Annotated in this window: 16 protein-coding genes; 11 read left to right on the forward strand and 5 right to left on the reverse strand. The window is 72.3% G+C overall.

The features are described from left to right. Window position 1 precedes the first annotated feature (1 nt). Together ACFY5B_RS32575 and ACFY5B_RS32580 are read left to right on the forward strand one after the other, a co-directional pair. Window positions 2-367: a hypothetical protein gene (locus ACFY5B_RS32575; protein WP_389976511.1), complete on the forward strand. Its 366-nt coding sequence runs from the start codon at window positions 2-4 to the stop codon at window positions 365-367. Beyond that, on the forward strand, window positions 364-2,274 hold the full coding sequence (locus ACFY5B_RS32580) for a caspase family protein (protein WP_389976514.1): 1,911 nt from the start codon (window positions 364-366) through the stop codon (window positions 2,272-2,274). Before ACFY5B_RS32575 ends, ACFY5B_RS32580 begins: the two co-directional genes overlap by 4 nt. Window positions 2,275-2,304: 30 nt before the next feature. Here ACFY5B_RS32580 and ACFY5B_RS32585 read toward each other — a convergent pair whose 3' ends face one another. Beyond that, window positions 2,305-3,231, reverse strand: a complete 927-nt coding sequence (locus ACFY5B_RS32585) for an SMP-30/gluconolactonase/LRE family protein (RefSeq protein WP_389976517.1) — start codon at window positions 3,229-3,231, stop codon at window positions 2,305-2,307. A gap of 118 nt (window positions 3,232-3,349) precedes the next feature. Here ACFY5B_RS32585 and ACFY5B_RS32590 point away from each other — a divergent pair, with 118 nt between their 5' ends. Beyond that, window positions 3,350-3,631 carry a hypothetical protein gene (locus ACFY5B_RS32590; protein WP_389976520.1) on the forward strand — a complete coding sequence of 94 codons (282 nt, stop codon included), beginning with the start codon at window positions 3,350-3,352 and terminating at the stop codon, window positions 3,629-3,631. A gap of 65 nt (window positions 3,632-3,696) precedes the next feature. Next, window positions 3,697-4,026, forward strand: coding sequence for a hypothetical protein (locus tag ACFY5B_RS32595; RefSeq protein WP_389976755.1), 330 nt, complete (start codon window positions 3,697-3,699; stop codon window positions 4,024-4,026). 84 nt (window positions 4,027-4,110) lie between these two features. Here the strand turns inward: ACFY5B_RS32595 and ACFY5B_RS32600 are convergent, their stop codons facing one another. Continuing rightward, entirely contained in the window at window positions 4,111-4,287 is a 177-nt protein-coding gene (locus ACFY5B_RS32600; RefSeq protein WP_389976523.1) for a hypothetical protein, read from the reverse strand. Window positions 4,288-4,515: 228 nt separating this feature from the next. Further along, window positions 4,516-7,596 (reverse strand): BTAD domain-containing putative transcriptional regulator, encoded by a 3,081-nt coding sequence (locus ACFY5B_RS32605; RefSeq protein WP_389976526.1) that lies wholly within the window; start codon window positions 7,594-7,596, stop codon window positions 4,516-4,518. Between the two features lie 226 nt (window positions 7,597-7,822). Between ACFY5B_RS32605 and ACFY5B_RS32610 the strand changes: the two genes are divergently transcribed. The 6 genes from ACFY5B_RS32610 to ACFY5B_RS32635 all read left to right on the forward strand — a co-directional run bounded on the left by ACFY5B_RS32610 (window position 7,823) and on the right by ACFY5B_RS32635 (window position 15,261). Next, on the forward strand, window positions 7,823-9,067 hold the full coding sequence (locus ACFY5B_RS32610; protein WP_389976529.1) for an amidohydrolase family protein: 1,245 nt from the start codon (window positions 7,823-7,825) through the stop codon (window positions 9,065-9,067). Window positions 9,068-9,081: 14 nt separating this feature from the next. Then, complete coding sequence (locus ACFY5B_RS32615; RefSeq protein ID WP_389976532.1) at window positions 9,082-9,984, forward strand: TIGR03619 family F420-dependent LLM class oxidoreductase; 903 nt, start codon at window positions 9,082-9,084, stop codon at window positions 9,982-9,984. Window positions 9,985-9,993: 9 nt separating this feature from the next. Then, the gene (locus tag ACFY5B_RS32620; RefSeq protein ID WP_389976535.1) at window positions 9,994-10,764 is read left to right on the forward strand and encodes an SDR family NAD(P)-dependent oxidoreductase; all 771 of its coding nucleotides are present in this window, start codon (window positions 9,994-9,996) and stop codon (window positions 10,762-10,764) included. A 95-nt stretch (window positions 10,765-10,859) separates the two neighbouring features. Beyond that, entirely contained in the window at window positions 10,860-11,978 is a 1,119-nt protein-coding gene (locus tag ACFY5B_RS32625) for an LLM class flavin-dependent oxidoreductase (protein ID WP_389976538.1), read from the forward strand. A gap of 104 nt (window positions 11,979-12,082) precedes the next feature. Next, a complete protein-coding gene (locus ACFY5B_RS32630; RefSeq protein WP_389976541.1) occupies window positions 12,083-13,813 on the forward strand; it encodes an amidohydrolase family protein in 1,731 nt (576 codons plus the stop codon). Then, window positions 13,810-15,261: an aldehyde dehydrogenase family protein gene (locus ACFY5B_RS32635; RefSeq protein WP_389976544.1), complete on the forward strand. Its 1,452-nt coding sequence runs from the start codon at window positions 13,810-13,812 to the stop codon at window positions 15,259-15,261. Before ACFY5B_RS32630 ends, ACFY5B_RS32635 begins: the two co-directional genes overlap by 4 nt. 6 nt (window positions 15,262-15,267) lie before the next feature. Here ACFY5B_RS32635 and ACFY5B_RS32640 read toward each other — a convergent pair whose 3' ends face one another. Next, a complete protein-coding gene (locus ACFY5B_RS32640) occupies window positions 15,268-15,660 on the reverse strand; it encodes a nitroreductase/quinone reductase family protein (RefSeq protein WP_389976547.1) in 393 nt (130 codons plus the stop codon). Between the two features lie 100 nt (window positions 15,661-15,760). Here ACFY5B_RS32640 and ACFY5B_RS32645 point away from each other — a divergent pair, with 100 nt between their 5' ends. After that, entirely contained in the window at window positions 15,761-16,582 is an 822-nt protein-coding gene (locus ACFY5B_RS32645) for an endonuclease/exonuclease/phosphatase family protein (RefSeq protein ID WP_389976550.1), read from the forward strand. On the opposite strand, the gene ACFY5B_RS32650 is transcribed toward ACFY5B_RS32645, so the two are convergent. Next, entirely contained in the window at window positions 16,579-18,129 is a 1,551-nt protein-coding gene (locus ACFY5B_RS32650; protein ID WP_389976553.1) for a CehA/McbA family metallohydrolase, read from the reverse strand. The two genes, ACFY5B_RS32645 and ACFY5B_RS32650, sit on opposite strands and share 4 nt — an antisense overlap. Between the last annotated feature and the right edge of the window lie 56 nt (window positions 18,130-18,185).

Here is an 18,185-nt window from a genome sequence, read left to right on the forward strand (position 1 = left end):
TGTGCCGGAGAACGTCTTGTCGGTCCGGATCGCCGGTGGTGACAGCGACGACGAGGTGTTGCGGTCGTTCGCGCGGTGGCTCGAGGAGGAGCCGGAGATCCGCCGTCACGCGGTGACCACCTGGTCCGCCGCCGTACCCGGTGCGGGTGAGATGGGCGGCGCACTCGATGTCGTGAAACTGGTGCTCGACTCCGGCTTCCAGATGGCGAACTTCGCTCTGGCCTATACGGCTTGGCGCTCCACGCGGTCGGATGCTCCAGCGGTCACCGTGTCCCGGGGCGACCTGCGCATCACCCTGGACAGCAGCGATGCCGAGGTTGTCGCCCGCTTGCTGCGGGAGCTGGAGGAAGCCAGACCGGAGCGGTGAGCGTCCTTCCCGACCCGCATGCCTCTCGCGCCCTGCTGATCGGCACCTCGCGATACACCGATCCCGGCCTGGCGGGCCTGCCGGCCGTCGCGGAGAACCTCACGGCCCTGGCCCGCACACTGCGCGACCCCGGCGTCTGGGGGCTTCCGAGGACGCACTGCACGACGGTCTCGAACCCCGCCACCGCCGCAGAGGTGATCGACCCGATCACCGAAGCCGCCCAGCAGGCCACCGACACCCTGCTCGTCTACTACGCCGGACACGGACTCATCGCCCGTCGCGACGCCGAACTCCACCTCGCCCTCACCGGTTCCCGGCCCAACGCCGCGCACACCGCCCTCCCTTACGGGGCGATCCGTGACGAACTGCTCAACACCCGTGCACGGCGTCAGGTCGTCATTCTCGACTGCTGCTACAGCGGTCGCGCCCTGGGCCGCATGGCTTCGGCCGATGCCGCCACCGTCCTGGCCGACGAAGCCGCCATCGAAGGCACGTACCTGATCGCCGCCGCCGCCGAGACCAGGACCGCTCTCTCCGTTCCCGGCGAGCCCCACACCGCCTTCACCGCCGAACTCCTGACCACTCTCCGCCGGGGAATTCCCGGTACCGGACCTCACCTCGACCTCGACACGCTCTACCGCCACGTCGAAGCCACCCTGCGCGCCAAACAGCGCCCTCTGCCCCAGCGCCGCATCCGCAACACCGCTGACCGACTCGCCTTCCGCAACCGCGCCCACGTCCCGGGACCACCGGATCCCACCACGACGGCTGCGGAGCCGGCGCCACCGGCCGATCCGTCCGGTCCGCGTCCGGCAGGCGTCGCGCGCGACACCGGCAGGGTGATCCGCCGCCGAGCGTTCATCGCAGGTGCCGTCGCGTTCGTCGGCGCGGGCACGGCCACCGGGGCTGCGCTGTGGCCGTGGGGAGGAGGCGAGGGATCGGTCGGCACCCGAAGACTCACCGACAGCGACATCGGGGGCGTGGCATTCAGCCCGGACGGCCGGACGCTCGTCACCATCGGATCACTGGGATCGCGGGTCTGGGACGCGGCCACCGGCAAGATGCTCGCAGAGACCTCCGCAGCGCAGAGTGGCACCCTGTCGTTCCTGGCGGTCAGCCCGGACGGCGAGACTTTCGTGACCAGCGGCGGGGACGTCCTGCTGCACGACGCGACCACCGCGGTCCCCGTCTCCACCCTCCTCGCAGTCCCGGACCACGACATCGTGCCGCTGGCGTTCAGTCCTGACGGCACGATGCTGGCATGCGGCGGAGCGGACACGAGAGGCGTCGACGACAGCGGTGACGCCGAGGACAGGAAGAACAGTTTCCGGGTGGTGGACGCGGCCACCGGCAGCGTACGCGCGTCCTCCTCCGAACACGACGTACGGGCCGTGGCCTTCAGCCCCGACGGCGAGACGATCGCGTGCACTGGCGCCGGGTGCTGGCTGTGGGACGTCGCCGGTCGTCGTTTCGGCCGCGAGATCGGTCTGAACAACGGCTCCTACGCGGTGCTGTTCACCCCGGACGGACGGCTCGTCACCGCAGGCGAGTACGGCGTACGGCTGTGGGACACCGCCTCGCTGCGCGTCAAGGCGTCCCTCCTCGCAGGCCCCACGTACGCCATGGGGCTCCACAGGGACGGCAGGACGATCGCCACCGCCGGTCCGGACGGCGTGCAGCTGTGGGACCTGAACACCCGCCGCCGCACCGCCACCCTGACCGACAACACCACGCAGTCCCTGGCGTGGAGCCCCGACGGCAGGACCCTCGCCGGCGCCACCTCCCAGTACAGCGTCAAGAACGCACGGTGGGGCACGCCGTACGACAGCGGATGCCTGCTGTGGCGCATCCCCGCACGGCTCCTGCCCACCTCCTCCGGAAAACCCCCGGCTCATCCGGAGGAATGACGCCCGCGCAAGATCACCGACCCGGACGCGTCACCGGCCGGACGGCAGGGCCGGGGTTCCGGTGACCGACATCATCAGGGAGTACAGGGTGGTGTCGGCGGCGATGAACAGCCGGTTGCGCCGGGCCCCGCCGAACCGCACGTTGGCGACGGTGCCGGGCACCAGGATGCGGCCGATCAGCGTGCCGTCGGGGTCGTAGCAGTGCACGCCCCCGTCCAGGGCGGCGGCCCAGAGCCGTCCCTCGTCGTCGAATCGGATGTTGTCGAAGTTGCCCTGCGCGCACACGGCGAAGACCTCGCCGCCGGAGAGCGAGATCCCGTCCTCCTGGACGTCGAAGACGCGGATGTGGTTGGCCACGCTGTCCGACACGTACAGCCGCCGCTCGTCCGGCGAGAAGACCAGCCCGTTGGGCCCCTGGAACCCGTCGGCGACCAGCCGCACCTCGCCGCTCACGGGGTCGACGCGGTAGACGTTCCGGGCGCCGATCTCGCTCTCGGCGCGATGCCCCTCGTAGTCGGTGGCGATCCCGAACTCGGGGTCGGAGAACCACACCGACCCGTCCGACCGCACGACGGCGTCGTTCGGGCTGTTGAGCCGCTTGCCCCGGAACCGCTCGGCGATCACGGTGACCGAGCCGTCGTGCTCGGTCCGGGTCACCCGACGGTTGCCCTGCTCGCAGGTGATGAGGCGGCCCTGGACGTCCAGGGTGCTGCCGTTCGGGTAGCCGGCGGGGGAGCGGAACACCCCGACGGCCCCCGTGGTCTCGTCCCAGCGCAGCAGCCGGTCGTTCGGGATGTCGCTCCACACGAGATACCGCCCGGCGGGCACGTACACCGGCCCCTCGGCCCACCGGCACCCCTCGTACAACGTCTCCAGCCGCGAGTCCCCCGCCTGGCACCGGCCCGTCCGGAACCGCTCGTCGAGGGTCTCGTAGAGATGGGGCTGCTCGCCGGGCATGGGGGCCGCCTTCGGGATGTGGGCCGACTGGTGATCTGCGCCGACCCACTATCGCGCGCTCCGGTCTGCGGCGCACTTCGCCGGGCCGACGGCATTCCCGGTCGGTATGGTAAACGGTATGGCAACGAAGAAGTACACCGTGACGCTGCCGGAGGAGCTCGCCGAAGAGATCCGGCATGAGGTCGGATCCGGCGGCTTCAGCGCCTATGTCACCCGGGCCATAGAGCGCCAGCGCGAGCAGGACCGGCTGGGAGAGCTGGTGACCTGGCTGGAAGAGGAGCACGGCCCCGTCACCGAGGACGAGCTCGCCTCGGCTCTGGCCGAGCGCAGGGAGTTCGAGCGCCACTTCACCGAGCAGGGCCCGGGGGCGACCGGCGAGCGGCACCGGAGGGCGGGCTAGTGGTGCCGTCCTGCTACGTGCTGGACTGCGAGGCGTTGTCGCGGGTCGTCCTGGGCGACCGGGTGATGCTCGCGCGGCTCAAGGACGCGCACCGATCCGGTATCCGGGTCGTGACCGGCTCGATGACGCTGATCGAGGCGTATCACGGCCGGGTCAAGCGTGCGGCCTGGGCGTGGGCGATGTCGCGTGTCGTCGTGGAACCCGTGACCCGGGAGGTCGCCGACGCAGCGGTCGCCCTGCTCCAGGACACCGGCCTGCACGGCCACAAGTACGCGATCGACGCGGCCCTGGCCGTGATCGCGAGCCGGCAGCCCGCAGGCGTGGTGCTCTTCACGTCCGTCGAGGACGACATGGGGAAACTGTGCGGGCCGGGGGTAAGGGTCGTTTCGCTCTGAGGCGACGCCCTTGCCCGCGGACACACCTCGGCCGCGACGGCTCCCCCTCCGCGCCGCCGCGGCCGATCCCCGTGTACCGGTGGCTTACTTCGTCGGCTTGAACGGCTCCGACGTGGCGTGCAGGTCCTTCGTCTCCAGCGGCTCGTCCGTGGCGTGCAGGTCCTGCGTCTTGACGGCGCTCTCGTCCGTGGCGTGCAGGTCCTCGGTCTTGAGCGGCTCGTCGGTGGCGTGCAGGTCCTGCGGCTTGAGCTCGTCGCCCATGATCGTCAACTCCCCTTGGCATGGATCAAGCAGTGAGGTCGGCGGGCCCGCCCGGCCACTCCCCCGAGGACGGCCGGACGGGCCCACCCGGGCCGCCCACCCCGGAACATCAGGGCGAGGCCCGTGCGGCGACCCGTCTGCCCCCCGACGCGACGGATCGACTGCGTCCATCATGGCGGGAGGCGATAAACGAATGATGAACGCCCCGGCCGACGCCCCGACGGCCCCTCAGGCCGCCTGCACCGGGGACAGCAGCGCCCGCACCTCGGCCGCCTCGGGCGAGCCCAACTCCTCGTAGATCGCGGCCGCTTCCTGCCAGCAGACGTGGGCCCGGCCGGTCTGGCCGATGCCGCTGAGCGCCCGCCCGAGGACCGTGAGGACGTTGCCCCGCCGCCACTCCCCGCCGATCCCGCGCAGCACCGTGAGGGCCATCTCGGCGTTGGCCGCCGCCCGCGCCGCGCGCCGGGCGGCGAGATCCACCTCGGCCAGCCGGAACAGACTCATGCCCTCCCAGAGGCGCTGCCTGCTGTCGCGGAACACCTCCAGCGCCTCCTGGAGCCGGTCGGCGGCGTTGCGCAGCTCCCCGCTCTGGGTGAGGGCCAGCCCGAGGGCGTAACGGGCGTTCGCGCCGCGCATGGAGTTGCCCATGGCGTCGTAGATGTCGATGCCCTCCTGGGCCAGTGCGACAGCGCTCTGGGTGCGTCCGGTCGCGAGATGGATCCGGGAGAGGTTGCAGAGCGCGGCGGCCTCGCCGGGGCGGTCGCCCAGGGCCCGGAAGTGCTCGATGGCCCGGGAGAGGTGCTCCTCGCCGTCCGTGTGGCGGTTCTGGTACAGCGCGATGATGCCGCGGGCGTTGCGGGCCCAGCAGACGGGGAGCAGGTCGTCGGACTCCTGGGCGAGCAGGATGGCCCGCTCCGCCTCCTCCTCGGCCCGTTCGAAACGGCCGCTCACGTGGTGGACGTTGACGAGCGTCATCAGCGCCCGTGCCTCCGCCCGTCCGAGGCGGTGCGAGCGGGCCGCGGCGACGAGTGCCTCGGCCGTCGCCTCGTACTCCCGGGAGTTGGCCCCCGACTCGGAGAGGTCGTGCGCGGCCCACAGCATGTCGATGGCCCGGGGGAGGCTCTCCGGCCGCCCCGCGGACTGCCGTGCGCACGCGAGGAGGCACATGGCCTCCGCGTACAGCCAGTCCTGCGCCGCGTGCCGGTCGTCGAACCGCAGCCCCGGGTACGACGTCGGCTCCAGGTGATCGACCAGCCGGTCGCCCGGCCGCTCGATCGCGTACACCCCGGCCGCGGACGCCAGATAGAAGTCGAGCAGCCGGGACAGCGCCGACCCCCGTTCGCTCGGGGGCAGTTCGTCCCGTTCGGCGCAGGCACGCGCGTAGAGCCGGACCAGGTCGTGGAAGCGGTAGCGGCCGGGGGCGGCCGATTCGAGGAGGGAGGTGTCCACGAGGGACTCCAGCAGATCCTCCGTGTCCTCCGCCGGCAGGTCCAGGACCGCCGCCGCGGCGGCGAGGGAGATGTCCGGGCCGTCCGCGAGGCCCAGCAGGCGGAACGCGCGGGCCTGGGCGGGCTCCAGCTGGCCGTAGCCGAGTTCGAAGGTGGCCTTGACGGCCAGGTCGCCGGCCTGGAGTTCGTCCAGGCGGCGGCGCTCGTCGGCGAGCTTCGCCGCGAGGACGGACACCGTCCAGGTGCGGCGGGCCGCCAGCCGGGACGCCGCGATCCGGATCGCCAGCGGCAGGAAACCGCAGGCGGCCACCACGTCCAGGGCGGCCTCGCGCTCGGACGCCACCCGCTCCTCGCCCACGATCTTCGTGAACAGCGCCAGCGCCTCGTCCGGGGACATCACGTCCAGGTCGATCAGGTGGGCGCCCGCCAGGTCCACCATCCGCACCCGGGAGGTGACCAGCGCGGCGCAGCCGTCCGTGCCGGGCAGCAGGGGACGCACCTGGGCGGCGTCGCGGGCGTTGTCCAGCAGGACCAGCACCCGGCGCCCGGCCAGGACCGAGCGGTACAGGGCCGCGCGCTCCTCCAGGGAGTCGGGGATCGCCGAGTCGGCCGTGCCGAGGGCGCGCAGGAAGGCGCCCAGGACCGTCTCCGGCTCCGCCGCCCGGGCGCCCGCGCCCTGGAGGTCGACGTACAGCTGCCCGTCCGGGAACGCCGTGCGGGCCTGGTGTGCCACGTGCACCGCGAGGGTCGTCTTGCCGACGCCGCCGATGCCCGCGAGGGCCGAGACGGCCATGACCCGGCCCTCGGCCGAGGCCAGGATGTCGCCGAGTTCGCGTACGAAGCCGGCGCGGCCGGTGAAGTCCGGCACGGTCGCGGGCAGTTGGGCCGGACGGACCGGGACGGAAGCCGGCTCGGGCGCCGGGGAGGAGGGCTCCGCCAGTGAGGGGTCGGCCTGGAGGATCCGCTGCTGCAGCTCGCTCAGGCCGGGGCGCGGGTCCACGCCGAGCTCCTCGGCGAGCAGGCGCCGGGTGTCGGCGTAGACGGCCAGGGCCTCGGCCTGGCGGCCGCTGCGGTAGAGCGCCAGCATCAGCAGCTCGCGGAGCCGCTCCCGGAGCGGATGGGCCGCGGTGAGGGCGGTGAGCTCGGAGACGGCCTCGGCGTGGCAGCCCTGCTCCAGGTCCATGTCCAGGCGGGATTCGAGGAGCTGGAGCCGCCACTCCTCCAGACGGACACGCTGGGCCTCCGCGTAGGGGCCGGGCACCCCGGCCAGGGTCTCCCCGTCCCACAGGGCGAGGGCGCGGCGCAGGGTGGAGCGGGCGTGGCAGAGGTCGCCGGCGGAGCGGGCCTTCTCCGCCTCGGTCGCCAGGTCCTGGGCGACGGTGAGGTCCAGGGCGCCTTCGGTGAGGTCGCGGACCGCGTAGCCGCCGGACTCGCTGACCAGGACGGCGGTGGTGGCCCCGGTGCCGCCCGGCCGGCCTGCCTCGCCGCCGGGGCCGAGCACCTTGCGCAGGCGGGACGCGTACGTCCGTACCGCCGCCAGTGCCTGCGAGGGCGGTTCCTCGCCCCACAGGGCGTCGATCAGCTCCGCCGCCGTGGCGGTACGGCCCTCACGCAGCAACAGGGCGGCGAGCAGGGCACGTTGCTGGGGGGAGCCGGTGCTGACGGCCTCGTCGCCGCGCCAGGCACGCACGGGGCCGAGCACGCCGAAGCGCAGGGCCGGGGACTCGGCCGGTTCGGCGGGTCCAGCCGTCCTCGAGGGGTCCGCGGGCCCAGCCGCCCCAGCCGTCGTCGCCGACTCCCCCGTGGAGTCTGGACGCCGCTGCTCCGGTACGCGCGGCACACCCTTCGGTACACCGTCCATGCAGTCCCCCTAGACATCCTGAGCAACCAGGCCAGTTTGCCTTGTTGACGGCGGATACGTCAGCCGTGGGAGACACCGATCACAGGGCGGCGCGAGGGAGTCCACCAGGTCTGCACACTCTCTTCGCTCACGCCCGGCCGTATCGCGTGCATCAGGCCACCGCGGCCGGAATCGACCCCTGTACTCATAGCTGACGCCCCGTCAGATCAGCGCTACGGTGAGCGCCATGGACACCCACGACGACACCTTTCCGCTGATCATCTCGGTGGACGACCACACCGTGGAGCCCGCGAGCGTCTGGCAGGACCGGCTTCCGGAGAAGTACAAGGGCGTCGGACCGCGCATCGTCCGGGCCCCCGTGAAGGAAATGACGTTCCTCGGGGGCCGCTTCAAGCCCGTCATGGGGCAGCCCGGGGACGACGGTCCCGTCGGGGACTGGTGGGTCTACGAGGATCTGCGGCGGCCCCTGACCCGGCTCGACACCGCCGTCGGGTACGACAGGGACGAGATCCGCCTGGAGGTCATCACCTACGAGCAGATGCGGCCCGGCTCCTACGACGTCACCGCGCGGCTCGCCGACATGGACGTCAACCACGTCCAGTCCGCCCTGTGCTTCCCCACCTTCCCGCGCTTCTGCGGCCAGACCTTCACCGAGGCCGAGGACCACGAGCTGGGCCTGCTCTGCGTCCGGGCCTACAACGACTGGATGGTGGAGGAGTGGTGCGGCCCGGACGCGCACGGGCGGCTCATACCCCTGCCCCTCATCCCGCTCTGGGACGCCGGGCTGGCTGCGGCGGAGGTCCGGCGCAACGCCGCCCGCGGGGTGCGTGCCGTCGCCTTCTCCGAGATACCGCCCTTCCTCGGACTGCCCTCCATCCACACCGACGGCTGGGACCCCTTCCTCGAAGCCTGCGACGAGACCGGCACGGTCATCGCCATGCACATCGGCTCCAGCAGCCGCATGCCCTCCACCTCCGCGGACGCCCCGCCCGCCGTGGGCTCCACCATCACCTACGCCAACTGCTGCTTCTCCATGGTCGACTGGCTGATGAGCGGCAAGTTCGAGCAGTTCCCGAACCTCAAGGTCATGTACGCCGAGGGCCAGATCGGCTGGATCCCCTACATCCTGGAGCGGGCCGACGTGGTGTGGGAGGAGAACCGCGGCTGGGGCGGCGTCGCCGACAAGGTGCACCGGCCGCCGTCCGAACTGTTCGCCGAGCACGTCTACGGCTGCTTCTTCGACGACGCCTTCGGGCTGCGCAACCTCGACTCCATCGGCGTCGGCAACGTCCTCTACGAGACCGACTACCCCCACTCCGACTCCACCTGGCCCAAGTCCCGCGAGGTCGGCGAGGCGCAGATGGGGCACCTGGAGCCCGATGTGGTCGAGCGGATCGTACGCGGGAACGCCATCGAACTGCTCGGGCTGACAGCCGAGGGGCTGTGGCCGGGCGGCGGCGGTGCGAGGTGAGCCTGCGGTACGGGATGCAGCTCCCCGTCCAGTCGCAGAGCACCCTCTACGCGGAGGGCTGGGAGGCGGAGGCCGGGCCGGAGGATCTGCTGGAGATCGCCCGCGCCGCCGACCGGGCCGGGTTCGACTACCTGGCGGGCTGCGACCACGTCGGCATCCCCCGCCGGCTCGCCGCCGCCATGAGCACCGTCTGGTACGACCCCGTCGCCACCCTCGCCTTCCTGGCCGCCGCCACCGAACGCGTCCGGCTGCTCAGTCACGTCGCCGTCGTCGGACTGCGGCACCCCCTGCTCACCGCCAAGCAGTACGCCACCCTCGACCACCTTTCGGGCGGTCGCCTGATCCTCGGGGTCGGCGCCGGGCACGTCCAGGAGGAGTTCGAGGCCCTGGGCGTCGACTTCCACCGGCGCGGGGCCGTGCTGGACGAGGCGGTCGACGCCCTGCGCGCCGCCCTCGGCCCCGATGAGTTCCCCGAGCACCACGGCAAGCTGTACGACTTCGAGGGGCTCGGGCAGCGGCCCCGTCCGGTGCAGGACCCGGTGCCCCTGTGGGTCGGCGGCTCCTCGCCCGCCGCCGTACGCCGGGCCGCGCTCAAGGGCGACGGCTGGCTGCCGCAGGGGGATCCGAGGGACCGGCTGTCCGCGCAGATCGGCCGTATCCGGCAGCTGCGCGAGCAGGCCGGAGCGCAGGGCCCGTTCACCGTGGGTGCCATCGCCGAGCCGCTGTACGTCGGCACGCCCCGCTGGGAGGTGGGGCGCCGGACCCTCACCGGCGGGCCGCAGGAGCTCGCCGAGTCGCTGCGGGCGTACCGGGCGATGGGCGTGCACCAGATCCAGGTGCGGTTCCGCAGCCGCAGCCGGATCGAACTCACCGACCAGATCGCGGCGTTCGGCGCCGAGGTCGCCCCCGAGCTGTGAGGAGACCCCATGGGCAAGCTCGACGGACGCGTCGTCATCATCACCGGCGCCGCACGCGGCCAGGGCGAACAGGAGGCACGGCTGTTCGCGGCCGAGGGCGCCCGGGTGGTCGTCGCGGACGTGCTCGACGACCAGGGTGAGGCCCTCGCGAAGGAGATCGGCGCGCGCTACGTCCATCTCGACGTCGGGCAGTCGGACCACTGGCAGGCCGCCGTCACGGCCGCCAAGGACGCGTACGGCCATGTCGACGGGCTCGTCAACAACGCCGGCATCCTGCGCTTCAACTCCCTCCTCGACACACCCCTCGACGAGTTCATGCAGGTCGTGCAGGTCAACCAGGTGGGCTGCCTGCTCGGCATCAAGGCGGTCGCGCCGGAGATGGCCGACGGGGGCACGATCGTGAACACCGCCTCCTGCACGGGCCTGACCGGGATGGCCGCGGTGGGTTCCTACGCGGCGACCAAGCACGCCGTGGTCGGTCTGACCCGGGTCGCCGCGCTGGAGCTGGCGGGGCGCGGGATACGGGTCAACGCGGTCTGCCCCGGGGCGATCGACACCGCGATGGCCAACCCGGCCCGGCTCGACCCGGACGCCGACCCGGAGGAGGCGGCGAAGGGCCTCGACCGGCTGTACCGCAAGCTCGTGCCGCTGGGCAGGGTCGGGCGGCCCGAGGAGGTGGCGAGGCTCGCACTGTTCCTGACCTCGGAGGACTCCTCGTACATCACGGGGCAGCCGTTCGTGATCGACGGCGGGTGGCTGGCCGGGGTCAGCGTCATCTGACGATTCATCAGGTATTGACGCTCCCGGAGGCCGGTGGAACAGTCTGACTCACAGATCTGACGATGCGTCAGAAAAACACAGGGCGGTGAACCTCCTTGGAATTCGGCATCTTCGTTCAGGGATACGTCGGCAAACGGGCCGAGACCGACCCGCTCGCCGAGCACAAGGCGCTGATGGAGGAGACCGAGTACGTCATCCAGGCGGACAAGTCCGGCTTCAAGTACGCCTGGGCCTCCGAGCACCACTTCCTGGACGAGTACTCGCACCTCTCCGCCAACGACGTCTTCCTCGGATACCTGGCGCACGCGACCGAGCGGATCCACCTCGGCTCGGGGATCTTCAACCCGCTCGCCCCGGTCAACCACCCGGTGAAGGTCGCCGAGAAGGTCGCCATGCTCGACCACCTCAGCGGCAACCGCTTCGAGTTCGGCAGCGGGCGGGGCGCCGGGTCGCACGAGATCCTCGGGTTCATGCCGGGGGTGACCGACATGAACCACACCAAGGAACTCTGGGAGGAGACCATCGCCGAGTTCCCCAAGATGTGGCTCCAGGACGAGTACCAGGGCTTCCAGGGCAAGCACTGGTCGCTGCCGCCGCGCAAGGTCCTGCCCAAGCCGTACGGCGGATCGCACCCGGCCATGTGGTACGCGGCCGGGTCGCCGCCGTCGTACGCCATGGCCGCCAGGAAGGGGCTCGGCGTGCTCGGCTTCAGCGTGCAGAAGGTCTCCGACATGGAGTGGGTGCTGGATCAGTACAAGACGGCGATCGTCGATGCCGAGCCCGTCGGGGACTTCGTGAACGACAACGTGATGGTGACGACCACGGCGATCTGCGCGCCGACCCATGCGGAGGCCGTGCGGATCGCGGCGAGCGGGGGGCTGCACTACCTGCCGTCGCTGGTGTTCCGGTACCACGACACGTTCCCGCGGCCCGAGGGGTTCCCGGTGTGGCCGGAGACGCTGCCGGAGTACACCGAGGAGTTCGTGGAGGTGCTGATCGAGGAGGAGTTGCTGATCTGCGGGGATCCTGACGAGGTGCTGCGGCAGTGCGAGCGGTGGGAGCGGGCCGGGGCGGATCAGCTGAGTTTCGGGTTGCCGGTGGGGGTGCCGAAGGAGGAGACGCTGCAGACGATTCGGCTGGTCGGGGAGTACGTGATTCCCAAGATCGATACGGATCCCGTGCACCGAACGTCCCGTTTCCGGCAGGGCGCGTAATCGCCGTGGAGCCGCGGGCCGTCCGGCGAATGCGGGCGGCGCGTGGCTTGTCGCGCAGTTCCCCGCGCCCCTTGGGGGCATCCGGCTCTAGGAGTTGAGTGGGCATGCTCGATCACGTCATCAAAGGTGCGACGGTCGTCGATGGGACCGGCGGGCCCGGCCGTACCGCTGACGTCGGCATACGGGAGGGCCGTATCGCCGCCGTCGGGACGATCGACGAACCGGCGCGCACCAGTGAGGACGCTCACGGTCTCGTCCTCACCCCCGGCTTCGTCGACCCCCACACCCACTACGACGCCCAGCTCTTCTGGGATCCGTACGCCACGCCCTCGCTCAACCACGGGGTGACCACCGTCGCCGGGGGGAACTGCGGGTTCACGCTCGCGCCGCTGCATCCCGACCGGCCCGAGGACGCCGACTACACGCGGCGGATGATGTCCCGGGTCGAGGGCATGGCGCTGGTGGCGCTGGAGGAGGGGGCGCCCTGGAGCTGGCATTCCTTCGGGGAGTATCTGGACGCCCTGGAGGGGCGGATCGCCGTCAACGCCGGGTTCATGGTGGGGCACTGTGCGCTGCGGCGGTATGTGATGGGGCCGGACGCCGTGGGCGGACAACCGAGTCAGGAGCAGCTCGCCGCGATGGTGCGGCTGCTGCGGGAGGCCATGGACGCCGGGGCCTGGGGGCTGTCCACGACCCAGTCGAGCAGCCACTCCGACGGGGACGGGCAGCCGGTCGCCTCGCGGCACGCCCAGCCGGCCGAACTGCTGGCGCTGTCGCGGGCCGTCGGCGAGTGCGAGGGCACGCAGATCGAGGCGATCGTCGCGGGCTGTCTGGACCAGTTCAGCGACGCGGAGATCGATCTGTTCGTGGAGATGAGCGCGGTGGCGGGACGGCCGCTGAACTGGAACGTGCTGACGATCGACGCGTCCGTTCCCGAGCGCGTGCCCCGGCAGCTGCTCGCGAGCGAGCAGGCCAGGAAGGCGGGCGGGAGGGTCGTGGCCCTCACCATGCCGATCCTCACGCCCATGAACATGTCCCTGGGGACGTTCTGCGCGCTGAACCTCATCCCCGGTTGGGGGCCGGTGCTCGGGCTGCCCGTGCCGGCGCGGATCGAGCGGCTGCGGGATCCGGAGGTGCGGGCCGAGCTGCTGCGGCGCGCGAATTCCAAGGAGGCGGGGGTCTTCCGGCGGCTCGCGAACTTCGGGCGGTACGTCATCGGCGACACCTACAGCGACGCGAACGCCGGGCTCACCGGGCGCGTGGTGAAGGACATCGCCGAGGAGCGCGGGCAGGAGCCCTTCGCGTGCCTGGTGGAGATCTGCGCCAACGACGAATTGCGCACGGTGCTGTGGCCGATGCCGACCGACAACGACCCGGCGTCCTGGGCGCTGCGGGCCGAGACCTGGCAGCACGAGGACGTGCTGCTCGGCGGGTCCGACGCGGGCGCCCACCTGGACCGGATGTGCGGGGCGCCGTACACGACCCGGTTCCTCGGGGACTGTCTGCGGGGCCGCAAGCTGGTCCGTCTGGAGCAGGCCGTGAAGATGCTGACCGACGACCCGGCCCGGCTCTTCGGGCTGCGGGAGCGGGGGCAGGTGCGGGAGGGCTGGCACGCGGACCTGGTCCTGCTCGACCCGGAGCGCATCGACGCGGGCCCGGCCACCCTGGTGCACGACCTGCCGGGTGACAGCCCGCGGCTGGACTCCCGGGCGCTGGGGGTGCGGGCCGTATGGGTCAACGGGGTCGAGGCGATCCGGGACGACGTGGTGACCGGGGCCGTACCGGGCCGGGTGCTCCGCTCCGGGCGGGACACGGAGACGGTGAGCACGAGGTGACGGCACGCCAGTCGCTGTTCGTCGGCGGTTCCTGGGTGGAGCCGGACGGCGGGCACTACGAGGTGATCGACCCGGCGGGAGAGCAGACCGTCGGGTGGGCGCCGGAGGCCTCGCGGGATCAGGTGGTCGCGGCCTGTGCCGCGGCCCGCGAGGCCTTCGGGCCGTGGTCGCGCACCGCGCCCGGGGAACGGGCCGCGGTCCTCGCACGGGCGGCGGGGATCATCGCCGGCCGGCTGAAGGAGTACGCGGAGCTGGCCCGGTCCGAGACCGGAGCGACCCTCGGCACCGCACGCGCCCTGCAGGTCGGGGTCGCCGCCGCCCGCTTCCGGCGCTACGCGCGCGTGGAGCCCGCCGAGTGGCCGATCCCGCCGCAGATCAACGAGGCCGGGCCGATGGGGAAGGCCGGGGTGATGGGCGCTCTGGCCGTCCGGCAGCCCGTCGGGGTCGTCACCTGCGTCACCTCGTACAACAACCCCTGGGCCAACCCGGCCGGGAAGGTCGCCCCCGCCCTGGCCATGGGCAACACGGTCGTGGTGAAACCGGCTCCGCAGGATCCGCTGTCGGTCTACCGGATGGCCGGGGCGCTGGAGGAGGCGGGCGTCCCGCCGGGCGTGGTGAACGTCGTCAGCGGCTCGCGTACCGAGGTGGGCGAAGCGGCCGTGGCGTCACCGGACGTCGACATGGTCAGCTTCACCGGCTCCACGGCCGTCGGACGGCGGATCGCCGAGGTGTGCGGGCGGGGCATGAAACGGCAGCTGATGGAGCTGGGCGGGAAGGGCGCCGCGCTCGTCTTCGACGACGCCGACCTCGGCTCGGCCGTGGCCGGGATCGGCACCACCTTCTCCTTCTACAGCGGGCAGATCTGCACGGCACCGACGCGGGTGCTGGCGCAGCGCGGGATCCACGACCGCCTCGTGGAGCGACTTGCCGCCTACGCGGGCCGGTTGAAGGTCGGTGACCCGCGGGATCCGGACACGGTGGTCGGGCCGGTGATCTCGGCGGCGCACCGGGACCGCGTGGAGTCGTACGTCGAGCTGGGCCGCAAGGAGGGCGCGGTGGTGGTGGCGGGCGGCGAACGCCCGGACCTGCCGACCGGCTTCTACGTCGCCCCGACCCTCCTCGCCGACTGCACCGGCGACATGCGCGTGGCCCGCGAGGAGATCTTCGGGCCGGTGGTGGTCGTCATCCCCTTCGACGAGGAGGAGGAGGGCATCGCGCTCGCCGACGACACCGATTACGGGCTCATCGACTACGTCTGGTCGGGCGACGTGGCCCGGGCCTTCCGGGTGGCCCGGCGGCTCAGGGCCGGAGGAGTCGGGATCAACACCGTGGGGCGCAACATGGAGGCGCCCTTCGGAGGCTTCAAGCAGAGCGGAGTGGGCCGCGACGTCGGCTCGTACGCCCTGCACGCCTACAGCGAGGTGCAGTCGATCGTGTGGCCGGGGTGACGCCGCTCAGCTGTCCAGGTCCACCCGGACGGTCAGCAGATTCGTCCCCAACGCCCGCACGCCCAGGCTGTTGACCCGCGGCAGCGCCCGCAGCCGCGCCACCGGATCGTCCTGCGGCATCAGGTGCGCGGTCCCTTCGTGCCACCGCCCCCGCATCCGCACCCGCACCCGCGGATCGGCCTTGATGTTGCGCACGTACTGCGACCGTTCGCCGAACTCCGACACCAGCCAGAAGGAGCCGCCGACGCGGCGCCCGCCCACCGGCGTCCGGCGGGGCAGCCCGGAGACCCGGCCCGTCGTCTCCAGGACCGTCTGGAAGGGGAGGCGGCGCAGGAGCGGGTTGAGGCGGCGCTGGACGGCGGTGGTCGCGCGGAACCTCAGTTCGGTGCGGCGGGACATCGTCTGCGGGTCTCCTTCGCACGAAGCTCTCACGGTTTCTGCAACGCTTCCTGCTTCAATGATCCCCCACGCGGCATCGAGGGAGAGCGGGTGGCTGCGGATGCGGATCGTGACCTGGAACCTGTGGTGGCGCTTCGGGCCGTGGCAGACGCGGCAGAAGGCGATCCTCACGGCCCTGCGCGAGCTGCGGCCCGACGTCGTCGGACTGCAGGAGGTGTGGGCGGCCGACGGCGAGAACCTCGCCGAGTGGCTCGCCGGTGAGCTGGGCCTGCACTGTGCCTATGGCGCCTCGCCCGCCCCGGAACGCTGGCAGCGGCGGATCGGGGACCCCACGGTCGGCATAGGCAACGCCGTACTGAGCCGATGGCCGGTCCTCGACCAGGACGTGCTGCCGCTGCCCGCCCCGGCCGACATGGACGACGGCCGCCTCGCCCTCTACGCCCGCCTGGCCGCCCCCGGCCACGAAGTGCCCTTCTTCACCGCCCACTTCACCTCCGCCCCGGCCGCTTCGGCGGTCCGCTGCGACCAGGCCGCGGCGCTCGCCGCCTTCGTCGCCCGGCACCGCGGCGACACCCTCTTCCCGCCCGTCGTCACAGGCGATCTCAACGCCTGGCCCGACTCCGACGAGGTCCGCCTCCTCGGCGGCTACAAGAGCGCCCCGGCCGTGCCCGGCCAGGTCCTCCTGGACGCGTGGGAGTACGCCGACCCCGCGGCCCCCTCCGTGACCTGGGACGCGGCCAATCCGTACGTGGCACACACCTGGGAGCCCGGCGTGCGCATCGACTACATCCACGTGGCCCCGCCCGGCCCCGACGGACTCGGCCGCGTCCAGGACGTACGGCGGGCCTGCGACGGCCCGGTCGACGGGGTGTGGCCCTCCGACCACGCGGCGGTCGTCGCCGACCTGGCGGACACCGTTTAGTCGCGCCCGTCGCGCCCGTCGCGCCCGTCGCGCCCGAGGAAGATCGGATTGGTGAACGCCGCCAGGGCCCCCGGCAGCGGTCCCGCCGCCGCCTCGTGCCGGAGTTCGGCCCGTACGTACGCCGCGTAGGACGGTGTGGTGCGCCACTCGACCACGCCCGAGCCGGAGACCGGCAGCGGGGCGCTGGTGTGCAGCACACCCTGGTCGGTGACGAGGCGGACGGTGCAGCGCGGGGCTCCCGTGACCTCCAGTCGGACGGTGACCGGGGTGTCGCGGTGCACCCTCAACCGCTCGCCGATCCCGGCGTGTTCACCGCGCCCACCGGACGCCCGCAGCGACAGCGCGACCCGCGCGGACTCGGCGATGTAGGAGCGTCCCGCCCGGATGCCCTCCTGGATCGCCTCCCGGGTCAGGTCGTCGGCCAGGACGACCGTCTGGGGGCTGCCCACCGCGTCCGGGGAGCGGTGGGCGTCGCTGCTGCCCATCGCGGGGAGCCAGCCGCGACCGTCCCGCACGGACGCCACGAGCATGCTGTCCCAGTCGGCGAGTGCCACCTCGTCGTCGGGCGTGTAGGGGCCGTTCCACACTTCGACGGCGTCCGCGTCGGCGAAGCCGAACTTCCAGTTGCAGCCGACACACGTGGCGTGCGGGTGGGCCGGGACGACGAGGCCCCCGGCGCGGCGGATCTGCCGGGCGAACCGGCCGAAGCGGTTGTCGCGGGCCCGGTAGCGCCAGTCGACGAAGGTGCCCGGGTCGGTGCCGAGCGCGACGACGTGCCCGTTGCGGGTGGTGACCTCCTCGCCCAGCATGACGAGCAGGTCGTCCCCGGCCACGTCGGCCCAGTGGGCGTGCGCCGCGTGCGTGTTGTGCTCGGAGGAGTTGATGAAGTCCAGGCCGGCCGCCCGGGCCAGTTCCCCGATCTCGGCGGGGGTGCGGCGGCCGTCGGAGTGCCAGGAGTGCAGATGGCAGTCGCCCCGGTACCAGGCCCGCCCCCGGCCCTTCGCGCGCTCCGGCGGATACACCGGCTCGGCGGCCTCGCCCGGCTCCCCGTGGATCAGCGTGATCGTGATCTCGTACGACAGGCCCTGCGGGGCGACCGTGTAAGGGCCGAGCGCGATGTGCCAGGTGCCCTCGCGCACCGGGCCCGGGAGGTAGCCCGGCGTCGCGTCGTCCGCGCGCAGGAAGAACTCGGTGCGCGCCCCGCCCGACCAGCCACGGAAGCCTCGGCCGCCGAGCTCGGTGCCGCGCTCGTCGAAGACGCCGATGTCGAGGGCGTTGCCCGTGGTGCCGGCCGGCACGGACGGCCGGTCGTAGGTGTAGACGACCTTCAGCTCCCGGACCCCGGCCGGGACCTCGACGGGCACGTACACGAAGTCCGGGGAGCCGGGCGGCAGCGTGCCGCGCACGGTCCTGCTCTCCCGGCCCGCGTCGTCCCGATCCCCATCGGCCGCTGCAGCGAAGCTCACACCTTCCAACGTAAGCGCGGCCGCCACTCCCGTCACGAACAGGGCGCGCCGGCCGATCCCGCCGTGGCTGTCCTCGCACATGCTGCTGCTCCCCAGGTGTCGTCGGTGAGGTGGCACAGGTGGTGCGTGTGCACCCT

Source organism: Streptomyces sp. NPDC013187 (assembly GCF_042899705.1).
In the GTDB taxonomy this organism is placed as follows: domain Bacteria; phylum Actinomycetota; class Actinomycetes; order Streptomycetales; family Streptomycetaceae; genus Streptomyces; species Streptomyces hawaiiensis_A.

Excerpts from the sequence above, each read along its gene's own strand:
- ACFY5B_RS32610 (WP_389976529.1), top strand. The coding sequence starts at position 7,823 with ATGGACACCCACGACGACACCTTTCCGCTGATCATCTCGGTGGACGAC.
- ACFY5B_RS32630 (WP_389976541.1), top strand. The coding sequence starts at position 12,083 with ATGCTCGATCACGTCATCAAAGGTGCGACGGTCGTCGATGGGACCGGC.
- ACFY5B_RS32615 (WP_389976532.1), top strand. The coding sequence starts at position 9,082 with ATGCAGCTCCCCGTCCAGTCGCAGAGCACCCTCTACGCGGAGGGCTGG.
- ACFY5B_RS32600 (WP_389976523.1), bottom strand. The coding sequence starts at position 4,287 with ATGGGCGACGAGCTCAAGCCGCAGGACCTGCACGCCACCGACGAGCCG.
- ACFY5B_RS32585 (WP_389976517.1), bottom strand. The coding sequence starts at position 3,231 with ATGCCCGGCGAGCAGCCCCATCTCTACGAGACCCTCGACGAGCGGTTC.
- ACFY5B_RS32645 (WP_389976550.1), top strand. The coding sequence starts at position 15,761 with ATGCGGATCGTGACCTGGAACCTGTGGTGGCGCTTCGGGCCGTGGCAG.
- ACFY5B_RS32650 (WP_389976553.1), bottom strand. The coding sequence starts at position 18,129 with ATGTGCGAGGACAGCCACGGCGGGATCGGCCGGCGCGCCCTGTTCGTG.
- ACFY5B_RS32595 (WP_389976755.1), top strand. The coding sequence starts at position 3,697 with ATGCTCGCGCGGCTCAAGGACGCGCACCGATCCGGTATCCGGGTCGTG.
- ACFY5B_RS32605 (WP_389976526.1), bottom strand. The coding sequence starts at position 7,596 with ATGGACGGTGTACCGAAGGGTGTGCCGCGCGTACCGGAGCAGCGGCGT.
- ACFY5B_RS32620 (WP_389976535.1), top strand. The coding sequence starts at position 9,994 with ATGGGCAAGCTCGACGGACGCGTCGTCATCATCACCGGCGCCGCACGC.
- ACFY5B_RS32590 (WP_389976520.1), top strand. The coding sequence starts at position 3,350 with ATGGCAACGAAGAAGTACACCGTGACGCTGCCGGAGGAGCTCGCCGAA.
- ACFY5B_RS32640 (WP_389976547.1), bottom strand. The coding sequence starts at position 15,660 with ATGTCCCGCCGCACCGAACTGAGGTTCCGCGCGACCACCGCCGTCCAG.